The organism is Parafrankia soli, from assembly GCF_001854695.1.
Classification (GTDB): Bacteria; Actinomycetota; Actinomycetes; order Frankiales; family Frankiaceae; genus Parafrankia; species Parafrankia soli.
Genome location: NZ_MAXA01000121.1, coordinates 1 through 2,485, shown reverse-complemented (window position 1 = coordinate 2,485; position 2,485 = coordinate 1). Strand labels below are relative to the sequence as shown.

At 72.6% G+C, this 2,485-nt stretch carries 5 protein-coding genes; all 5 read left to right on the top strand.

Annotation, left to right across the window (positions count from 1 at the left end):
• Window positions 1-103: 103 nt before the first annotated feature.
• On the top strand, window positions 104-421 hold the full coding sequence (locus BBK14_RS12140; protein WP_071062028.1) for a hypothetical protein: 318 nt from the start codon (window positions 104-106) through the stop codon (window positions 419-421).
• A gap of 81 nt (window positions 422-502) precedes the next feature.
• Entirely contained in the window at window positions 503-1,063 is a 561-nt protein-coding gene (locus BBK14_RS12135) for a hypothetical protein (RefSeq protein WP_131802250.1), read from the top strand.
• On the top strand, window positions 1,060-1,341 hold the full coding sequence (locus BBK14_RS12130) for a hypothetical protein (protein ID WP_071062023.1): 282 nt from the start codon (window positions 1,060-1,062) through the stop codon (window positions 1,339-1,341). The genes BBK14_RS12135 and BBK14_RS12130 overlap by 4 nt, the downstream gene beginning before the upstream one ends.
• A gap of 269 nt (window positions 1,342-1,610) precedes the next feature.
• Window positions 1,611-1,910 carry a hypothetical protein gene (locus BBK14_RS12125; RefSeq protein WP_071062021.1) on the top strand — a complete coding sequence of 100 codons (300 nt, stop codon included), beginning with the start codon at window positions 1,611-1,613 and terminating at the stop codon, window positions 1,908-1,910.
• Window positions 1,911-2,098: 188 nt separating this feature from the next.
• A partial coding sequence (locus tag BBK14_RS12120; protein ID WP_131802248.1) for a DNA adenine methylase occupies window positions 2,099-2,485 on the top strand: 387 nt, incomplete at its 3' end.

The window sequence follows — 2,485 nt, the reverse complement described above, 5'->3', positions numbered from 1 at the left end:
AGATCGCCCCGGGGGGCCTGAAGGTCTACGACTCCATGGCGGAGCTGTTCGCCGAGCTCGACGAGAGCACGCACGACGGCGACGGGGCGGCAGGGGCGACGACGTGAGGATCCACGGGCTGTTCGGGGACGCCGGCGACGCACCCGACGACGAGGTGCTCGACGACGAGCCCTACCTGCCGGTCCTGCACGACCTGTCGGCGGACGGCTACTGCGGCTTCCAGGGTGCGCTGGGCCAGGCCCGACACCTGGCCACGATGCACCAGCGCGACGCCGACGACCCGGGCCTGCCCGCCGTCGCCCGCGCGCAGGCCGCCGCCGTCGCGACGAACGTCGCGGCCACCACCCAGCTCTTCGCCGCCCTCATCGGCGACCGCACCGACCTCGACGCGCTCTACGCCGCCGACGACGACCTGTCGTAGCCGGCCCGCGGAGCGGCCCCATGCGGACGTCCCGCACCCGCCACGATCTTGATCGAAAGCCCCCTGACCAGGAGAACGACCATGGCACTGAATATGCCTGACCCCGTCCCCCACGACCGTCCACCGACCGGCCGCGAAAGGTACGACGCCCCGCTGAGCGGCGCGCGCCACGCCGACCTCGCCCGTATCGACCTGGAACTGCGCGTCCTGCAGGGCCTCGCCGCCACCGGCGGCCTCTCGCACGTCCAGGTCCGCCGTCGCGCCCAGGAACTGGCCGCCGAAGCCGGCTACGTCCCCGCGCCGCCACCCGAGCAGGAGCGCGTGGACGTGGTGCTGGGCTGGCTGCACCGTCAGCAGCTCACCGTCGGCGACGACGTGTCCGTCAGTGAGATCCACCGCGGTGTCTACCCGCTGCACCGCAACGACGACGGGCGGCGCTGGTGCCGTCGCGTCCCCGACGTGCAGGCCGTCGTCGACGACCTCGTGGCCGCCGGCTACCTGCGCGTTCTTCCCGCGGCACCGGCGCAGCGGGGCCGGCAGCCCTCGCCCCGCTACGAGCTGCTGCGGGCCCCGCACACCCTCATCGCGGTCCCGGACCCCACCGAGACCGCCCACGACACCTCCCGAGGAGGCACGCCATGACCGCCATCCGTACCGGCCTCGGGGACCCCTTCGAGGACCCCGAGGCCCAGGCTGTTCTGCGCGCGGCCGCCGACGCCGCCCGCATCCCGACAGGGACGACGATCCCCGTCCACATCCTCGAAAGCCTCGCCGAGGAGGTGACCGAGATGATCGAGACCCACGAGCGCGAGGTCACCGACCCCCGCCTCGACGAGAGCGCCCGCTACGGCGCGGCCCAGGCCGCCTTCGGCCAGCGCTGCATCCTCGACCGGGTCCTCGGCATCATCGCGGCCGCCTGAGCGCCCTCCCGGCCTCGTAGTCCGCGTCTCGCGGGCCAAGGCCGCGGAGGCGCTCCGAAGGCACACGACAGGAACCGCCCCAAACCCCGTGTAACGCGACATCCGCCCACTCGATTGATAGCAACTTCTAGCGGCACACTCTTTATTGGATACCTTTTGACGTGTCCGATCGACAGAACCCTAGGGCCGGAGGGTGGAGCACTTCCCTCCGGCCCGGGGTGCTCGAACCGGGCACGGCCCAGTCCCGCCCAGCCCCTGGAGAGCACCCCATGGCACCGACACCCCCGCGGCTCGCCCCCTATGACCCGGCCCTCGACATCACCCCCCGCACCCTCTGGCGGGCACCGTCAGTCGGCACCCGCCTTACCGCCGTCCTCGGCGACGTCGAGATCGACGGCGAGATCACAGCCCTCCCCGTCGACGACCAGGACGAGCCCAGGCTCGGCCTCAGCGCCCACGGCCCGGCGGACGGCTCCGCACTGCACGTGTGGCTGGACACCGGAGCCGAGCAGCCCCGCCAGGTCCCGACGTCCGCCCTGCGGCCGACCTGGTGGATCCACCCCGAGTAGCCCGCACCTTCGGCCTGGCCCAGACCGTGGGCGCCCGGCCGCCCCGCAGCCATGCCCAGCGATCTTTCGTGACGTTTCGTCGAACACCCGTCGACGCGCGTCAAGGTGAGTGAGGACGAGATGAGGAAGCGACACGCAGCCGGCATCGGCCGCACACCGGTGACGCCGCGGCGACGGGGAGGCTCGGCGTGAAGCCGCCCTTCCCTTTCTATGGCGGGAAGGGTCGCCTCGCGCCCTGGATCGCCAGCCTGCTGCGCCCGCACCAGCTGTATCTGGAGCCGTTCGCCGGCAGCGCGGCGGTCCTGTTCGCTAAGGAACCCGCCCGTCACGAGGTCATCAACGACCGCGACGGCGGTGTCGTCACGTTCTTCCGCGTCCTGCGGGACCGGCCCGACGAGCTCGTCCGTGCCTGCCAGCTCAGCCCCTACGCACGGGAGGAGTACCGGGCCGCAGACCTCACCGCCGACGTCGACGACCTGGAGCGGGCCCGGCGGGTGTTCGTCCGCGCCACCCAGGGCTTCAACGCCAACGGGCTGTCGCGCGGCCGCCCGGGATCCTGGTCCAACGGCCACCGG

Excerpts from the sequence above, each read along its gene's own strand:
- BBK14_RS12135 (WP_131802250.1), top strand. The coding sequence starts at position 503 with ATGGCACTGAATATGCCTGACCCCGTCCCCCACGACCGTCCACCGACC.
- BBK14_RS12130 (WP_071062023.1), top strand. The coding sequence starts at position 1,060 with ATGACCGCCATCCGTACCGGCCTCGGGGACCCCTTCGAGGACCCCGAG.
- BBK14_RS12125 (WP_071062021.1), top strand. The coding sequence starts at position 1,611 with ATGGCACCGACACCCCCGCGGCTCGCCCCCTATGACCCGGCCCTCGAC.